General features: G+C 42.6%; 6 protein-coding genes. 2 read left to right on the top strand and 4 right to left on the bottom strand.

The genetic code is table 11. From position 1 onward, the window contains the following. Positions 1-181 precede the first annotated feature (181 nt). The 4 genes from HMPREF2704_RS07705 to HMPREF2704_RS07690 all read right to left on the bottom strand — a co-directional run bounded on the left by HMPREF2704_RS07705 (position 182) and on the right by HMPREF2704_RS07690 (position 4,452). On the bottom strand, positions 182-1,759 hold the full coding sequence (locus HMPREF2704_RS07705) for an ATP-binding cassette domain-containing protein (protein ID WP_003016812.1): 1,578 nt from the start codon (positions 1,757-1,759) through the stop codon (positions 182-184). Between the two features lie 144 nt (positions 1,760-1,903). Continuing rightward, a complete protein-coding gene (locus HMPREF2704_RS07700; RefSeq protein ID WP_003009004.1) occupies positions 1,904-2,182 on the bottom strand; it encodes a hypothetical protein in 279 nt (92 codons plus the stop codon). A 118-nt stretch (positions 2,183-2,300) separates the two neighbouring features. Then, positions 2,301-2,945 carry an HAD family hydrolase gene (locus HMPREF2704_RS07695; RefSeq protein WP_070675796.1) on the bottom strand — a complete coding sequence of 215 codons (645 nt, stop codon included), beginning with the start codon at positions 2,943-2,945 and terminating at the stop codon, positions 2,301-2,303. 214 nt (positions 2,946-3,159) lie between these two features. After that, positions 3,160-4,452 carry an adenylosuccinate synthase gene (locus HMPREF2704_RS07690; protein WP_003014816.1) on the bottom strand — a complete coding sequence of 431 codons (1,293 nt, stop codon included), beginning with the start codon at positions 4,450-4,452 and terminating at the stop codon, positions 3,160-3,162. 319 nt (positions 4,453-4,771) lie between these two features. Here HMPREF2704_RS07690 and hslO point away from each other — a divergent pair, with 319 nt between their 5' ends. After that, positions 4,772-5,644, top strand: a complete 873-nt coding sequence (gene hslO / locus HMPREF2704_RS07685) for an Hsp33 family molecular chaperone HslO (RefSeq protein WP_070675798.1) — start codon at positions 4,772-4,774, stop codon at positions 5,642-5,644. Continuing rightward, the gene (gene dusB / locus HMPREF2704_RS07680) at positions 5,631-6,608 is read left to right on the top strand and encodes a tRNA dihydrouridine synthase DusB (protein ID WP_070675800.1); all 978 of its coding nucleotides are present in this window, start codon (positions 5,631-5,633) and stop codon (positions 6,606-6,608) included. Before hslO ends, dusB begins: the two co-directional genes overlap by 14 nt. Positions 6,609-6,654: the final 46 nt, after the last annotated feature.

The following is a 6,654-nucleotide window of genomic DNA, read 5'->3' as shown; positions in this document are numbered from 1 at the left end:
AAACAAAGTTAGGAGGTCTTTGTTTATGCTTCTAGTATAGCTGGCCTATCTTAAATAAAGCTTAAGTTCTCTGAGTATTGATGATTTTGGAAATATCACCACTTAGAATCTCAAAAATATCTGACAAATTGCTGGCTTACTACTATCCGCTTTGTCGCAGAACCAACTATTGTGGCATCGCTCATCCTTTACGTAACTCAAGGATTTGGTCATAGCGCTCTTCTTCATCAATATGATGGGCTATTTCTAGTACCGTGATCGGCAAAGAAAAGATTAGGTCTCTAACCAGACGACTATTTTTTTCGTCCAAAGCTGATGTCACTTCGTCCGCTAATAAAATATCCTTCTCGCGTAAGAGAAAACGAGCCAACTCTAATCTGACACGCTGACCTCCTGAAATGTTTTCACCATTATTATGAATTTCTACATTCAAAATATCCTGAAATTCATCTATTAAGCCAACTCGGTCCAATACCTCCAATAATTCATGGTCCTGAAAAGGCTGACCAAAAGTTAGATTATAGCGGATAGTATCGTTAAACAGGAAGGGATGCTGGCTAATTAAACCGATATTCCCTTGGAAATGACTCGTTATTTGATTTCCATCATACTGAACGAAAATGTCACCCTCATCACATACTTCTTCTCCTAAAATCAAGCGAAAAAGAGTCGTCTTTCCAGACCCGCTCGGTCCTTTGATTAAGACCTTCTGACCTACTGAAATCGTCGCCGTCAAATCAGAAAAAAGCTGACGTTCAGCAAAACTTTTTGAAATATGATTTAAGCGCAACGATTCGAGATTTTCAACAAATTGATCCTTTGTCTCTTCGAAATCAGGTTCTTCCTCGATAATCTTAAACAGGCGGTTCGCAGTCGGCAAGGCACCTTGGAGATTGGCTGCACTGTACATCAGAGTTTGGATCGGTTCTACCAGCATCCCCGCAGCAACATACATAGAGATGAGGCTTGTAATAGAAATAGAATTTCCCTGTAAACTCAAATAAAAGCCTAAAGCAAGAGGAACAACCTGACTAAAAAAGACCATAAATCCATTAAAGAAAAAAATAATATTATGTGTGAAACAAAATCTTTGGATGGCTTTTTGATATTCTCCGTTTAAATCATTCACGCGCTCTTCATTCAGCCTCATGGCCTGATTAATCCGTAAGGTTTGGCTGCCTTGCATACTATCCGAGACAAGCCCATGTAATTTCGTTCTAAGCTTGGACCAGCTGTCTCCCGAATCTTGTAAACGACGATTCATGATGAACTGAGGAATAGGTCTCATAATCGTAAAAATGACAAAAATAAGTCCTAAGAGAAAATTTTGTGAAACAATATAAATGGCTGTAACAAGGGCGACAAATCCCCAACTCACCATAACATTTATATTTTCCAAATAATTATCGCCCACATATTCCATATCTTGAGTTAGCAGACTAACTTTTTCATCATTGGAAAATTTAGGATTCAATATGACTTTCTTAAATAAAAGGGCACGGACACTTTTGTTGATTTCTCTTCGGAATATATTGTGCGAATAGTTTGAAAACAGCATCAGACTATAAATAACAAGATAGACAGACAAACCAAATAAAACAAAATTGAGAATTTTTCCATAAGAAAGGCCGTCTTGATCTAACTTCAAGGCCTTCGTTAAAATCAGAGGTTGCGCCAACACCAAACCACTATTCACAATACGCCCTAAAAAAATAGGAAAAAGATACTTCTTATCAATGTACTTATAAATATTTCTCATAATTATCATCCATCAAAATAGAGGGCTAGCACAACCCTCTTCTCTAATTTATTTAAAATCGTGATTATTTACAATCACAATTATAGTTAAATACTCTAGGTTTAGCATTCATTTTGTCATCGAATTTGTTATTCACTTTAACCTTCACCGAAAATTACAATCTCCATGTGTCAAAATTGTTAGTTCCAATAATTCAGCATCTGTATCGCTTATTTTAGATAGATACTTTTCGACCTCATACTCACCCTCACTTAAATATTTATTTTTATCAAGATAAGCATGAAACTCTTTCCTAATCACATCATTGCTGTCGACTACTCTATTCAATTCATTCGTAAGAAAAAATGAATGATTGGTTTTAGTATTAAAATACAACGTACCATCATCAGTACTATATTTTAATATATATCGTGACAAATTCATATTATCACCTCTTAATCTGTGTGACTTAACCTGCAGTAAGTGTACACCGATAGAAATATTAAATCAAGCAATATTCAGCAGATTAGAAAAGTTCCAACTTTTAATATTTTGGAAAAGGTTATCCTATAAAAGCTGCAATTTCGCCAACTTCTTGAGCAATATAGGTGGCGCCGGCTTCTTCCAATTCTTCCCTGCTTCCAAAGCCATAAAGGACACCGATAGAATCAAGCTTTTGCGCTTGAGCGCCAAGCACATCGTGCTCCCTGTCTCCAATCATGATGGTATGCGCCAAATCTGTAATCCCATTTTGCTCCAAGGCATACTGGATAACATCGCTTTTTTTACTACGTTTTCTATCCATGGTCGCACCAGCGACAAAGTCAAAATAATCATACAAACCAAAGTGTTTGAGAATTTGAATGGAAAATTCTTCAGGCTTTGACGTAGCTACAATCAACTGTTTGCCAGCCTGCTTGAGAGAAGCCAGCAAGTCAGGAACGCCTAGATAGACCTCATTTTCATAAATGCCTTTTTCGGAAAAATACTCATGATAGTAGTCAATGGCCTTTAAACATTCTTCCTTAGAAAATCCATAAAAGCGCTCAAAAGACTCCTGCAAGGGCGGACCAATGAAAACTCTCAATGCTTTCTTGTCTGGCACTTGAATCCCATATTTTCCTAAGGCATAGGCCACCGAGTTGGTAATCCCTAGTTCTGAATTGGTCAAGGTGCCGTCTAGGTCAAATAAAATCGTTTGATACATTTTTTCCTCTTTCTGCTTTCAAAAAGAGGCTGGGACAAAAATCCTAGCCTCTCAATTTTCTTTGGATTGTCGAGCAAGACGCAGTGGTTGAGTGGGCTCTACTACGCTGATTTCATCAGCTTTTACAGCCCTACTCAACTGTGCGGAGGTGGGACGATGAAATCGAATTCTAACGAATGACCGATTTCTGTCCCACTCTCTTATCTTCATTTGCTTATAAACTAGACCACACACTTTCAAGGATATTGGTTTGGTCACGATCTGGTCCGACTGAGAAGGTTGAAATGCGCACACCAACTAATTCACCGACACGGCGGACATAGTTGCGGGCATTTTCTGGAAGCTCATCCAAGTGGCGGACACCTGTGATGTCTTCTGACCAGCCTGGTAATTCTTCATAGATTGGTTTGCAACGTTTGAGTTGCTCCAAGCTTGCTGGGTAGTGGTCGATGCGTTCCCCATCCAAGTCGTAGGCTACACAGATTTTCACTGTATCCAAGCCGGACAGAACGTCGATCGAGTTCAAGCTAAGGTTGGTAATTCCTGACACGCGACGGCTATGGCGCATGACAACTGAGTCAAACCAACCAACACGACGAGGACGACCGGTTGTTGTCCCATACTCATGGCCGACTTCACGGATCCGATCACCCACTTCATCGAAGAGTTCCGTAGGGAATGGGCCATCACCAACACGGCTGGTATAGGCTTTACATACACCGACAACCTTGTCGATCTTGCTTGGGCCGACACCTGATCCGATGGTCACCCCACCTGCGACTGGGTTTGAAGAGGTTACAAATGGATAGGTTCCTTGGTCGATATCCAACATAACCCCTTGGGCTCCTTCAAAGAGCACGCGCTTGCCGTTATCCAAAGCATCGTTCAAGATAACAGAAGTATCGGTTACATATTGCTTGATTTGTTGACCATATTCATAGTATTCTTCGAAGATATCGTCAAATGACAGAGCCTCTGCATCATAGAGTTTGGTAAATTGACGGTTCTTTTCTTCCAAGTTGATACGAAGACGTTCCGCAAAGACGTCGCGGTCCAAAAGGTCCGCGATCCGGATTCCCACACGCGCAGCCTTGTCCATGTAGGCTGGTCCAATCCCTTTGATGGTCGTTCCGATTTTGTTGTCGCCTTTAGACTCTTCTTGGAGACGGTCCAATTCGATATGGTAAGGAAGGATGACATGGGCACGGTCTGAAATGCGCAAACTGTCCGTTGTCACACCTTCTTCATGAAGATAAGCCAACTCTTTGACCAATGATTTAGGGTTGACCACCACGCCGTTTCCGATGACAGAGATCTTTTCAGGGAAGAAGATACCAGAAGGAATCAAGTGCAACTTGAACTTTTTGCCGTCGATTACGATGGTGTGCCCGGCATTGTCCCCACCTTGATAGCGAGCAATGACTTCTGCATTGGCTGATAGGAAGTCTGTAATCTTCCCTTTTCCTTCATCACCCCATTGGGTTCCTACTACAACAACTGATGTCATAATTCTTTTTCATATACCATAGATAGTTGCCTATCTATGCCTTTCTTCAAACTAAGGGCAGGAGTCTCACCTGCAAGTTTGTCTTACACTCTATTATAAGCAATTTTTAATGTTTTTTCAAGATCCACTCGGCTATCGTTTATTTTTCTCCTTTCTTTTTAAACCAACTTCTCTATGAAACTCGTCTTTTACTTGGAAATTGCTTCTTTCTAGAAATAACGTTCGGAATTTTCTTTTCTTCTCGTCCTTCTTCTGAAACGACTGATTTTCGGAATTCTCCTTGTCCCCACTTTGCTTGATTTGTGCTAAAATAGTAGGTATGGACAAAATTATTAAAACTATCTCAGAAAGTGGTGCTTTTCGTGCTTATGTACTAGACAGTACAGAAACTGTACGAACAGCCCAAGAAAAACATCATACACAAGCTAGCTCCACGGTCGCACTTGGCCGTACCCTCATTGCCAGCCAAATCTTGGCGGCAAACGAGAAAGGAGAAACTAAAATTACGGTCAAAGTCCTTGGGACTAGCTCACTCGGAGCTATCATCACCGTGGCAGATACCAAGGGAAATGTGAAAGGCTACGTGCAGAATCCTGGAGTGGATATCAAGAAAACCGCGACCGGTGAAGTTCTGGTCGGACCATTTGTCGGAAACGGAGAATTCTTGGTCATCACAGATTATGGTACGGGAAATCCTTATAACTCCATGACCCCTCTTGTAACCGGTGAAATCGGAGAAGACCTGGCCTTTTATCTGACAGAAAGCCAACAAACACCATCTGCAGTTGGACTCAATGTTCTGTTGGATGACGAAGATAAGGTTAAAGTGGCGGGTGGCTTCTTGCTCCAGGTCTTGCCAAATGCCAAGGAAGAAGAAATCGCGCGCTTTGAAAAACGCATCCAAGAAATGCCTGCCATCTCCACACTTTTGGAATCTGAAGACCATATTGAAGCTCTTCTTGCCGCTATCTATGGGGATGAACCTTTCAAACGCCTCTCTGAAGAAGAACTTCGCTTCCAGTGCGACTGCAGCCGTGAGCGCTTTTTGAACGCTTTAGCAAGTCTGCCAGCTAGTGATCTAGAAGAGATGAAAGATGAAGATCACGGTGCAGAGATTACCTGCCAATTCTGCCAAACACACTACCACTTTGACGAAAATGACTTGGAGGAACTCATTCGTGACAAATCTTAATACGCCATTTATGATCGGGGATGTCGAAATCCCTAACCGTACCGTCCTAGCCCCAATGGCCGGAGTGACCAACTCAGCTTTCCGGACCATTGCCAAAGAACTGGGGGCAGGGCTCGTTGTGATGGAAATGGTCTCTGACAAGGGAATCCAGTACAACAATGAAAAGACGCTTCACATGCTCCATATCGATGAAGGAGAAAACCCTGTATCGATCCAACTCTTTGGAAGTGACGAAGATAGCCTGGCACGCGCAGCTGAATTTATCCAAGAAAATACCAAGACCGATATCGTCGATATCAACATGGGTTGCCCGGTGAATAAAATCGTCAAGAACGAGGCTGGTGCGATGTGGCTCAAGGACCCAGACAAGATCTACTCCATCATCAATAAGGTTCAATCCGTCCTCGATATCCCCCTCACTGTTAAAATGCGGACGGGTTGGTCGGATCCTTCCCTAGCAGTTGAGAACGCCCTCGCTGCCGAAGCTGCGGGTGTCTCTGCCCTTGCCATGCATGGGCGAACTCGGGAGCAAATGTATACGGGGCATGCGGATCTTGAGACCCTTCACAAGGTTGCACAAGTTCTGACCAAGATTCCATTTATTGCTAATGGGGACATCCGGACGGTGCAAGACGCCAAACAACGGATTGAAGAAGTCGGTGCCGACGCGGTCATGATCGGCCGTGCAGCCATGGGCAATCCTTACCTCTTCAACCAAATCAATCACTACTTTGAAACAGGAGAAATCCTGCCTGATTTGACCTTTGAAGACAAGATGAAGATTGCTTATGAGCACTTGAAGCGCTTGATCAATCTCAAGGGTGAGCACATTGCCGTTCGCGAATTCCGTGGTCTCGCCCCTCACTACCTCCGTGGTACCTCAGGTGCAGCCAAACTCCGTGGCGCCATCTCGCAAGCTAGCACCCTAGCAGAGATTGAAGAACTCTTACAATTAAAAGCATAGAAACACAAAAAGCAGAGAGTGGGACAGAAATCGGTAATTCGTTAGA

Source organism: Streptococcus sp. HMSC076C09 (assembly GCF_001837905.1).
In the GTDB taxonomy this organism is placed as follows: domain Bacteria; phylum Bacillota; class Bacilli; order Lactobacillales; family Streptococcaceae; genus Streptococcus; species Streptococcus parasanguinis_I.
This window is presented reverse-complemented; position numbering and strand designations above follow the sequence as displayed.

Bases quoted from the DNA above. Each gene is read 5' to 3' on its own strand.
- HMPREF2704_RS07690 (WP_003014816.1), bottom strand. From the start codon at position 4,452: ATGACATCAGTTGTTGTAGTAGGAACCCAATGGGGTGATGAAGGAAAA.
- HMPREF2704_RS07705 (WP_003016812.1), bottom strand. From the start codon at position 1,759: ATGAGAAATATTTATAAGTACATTGATAAGAAGTATCTTTTTCCTATT.
- HMPREF2704_RS07700 (WP_003009004.1), bottom strand. From the start codon at position 2,182: ATGAATTTGTCACGATATATATTAAAATATAGTACTGATGATGGTACG.
- hslO (WP_070675798.1), top strand. From the start codon at position 4,772: ATGGACAAAATTATTAAAACTATCTCAGAAAGTGGTGCTTTTCGTGCT.
- HMPREF2704_RS07695 (WP_070675796.1), bottom strand. From the start codon at position 2,945: ATGTATCAAACGATTTTATTTGACCTAGACGGCACCTTGACCAATTCA.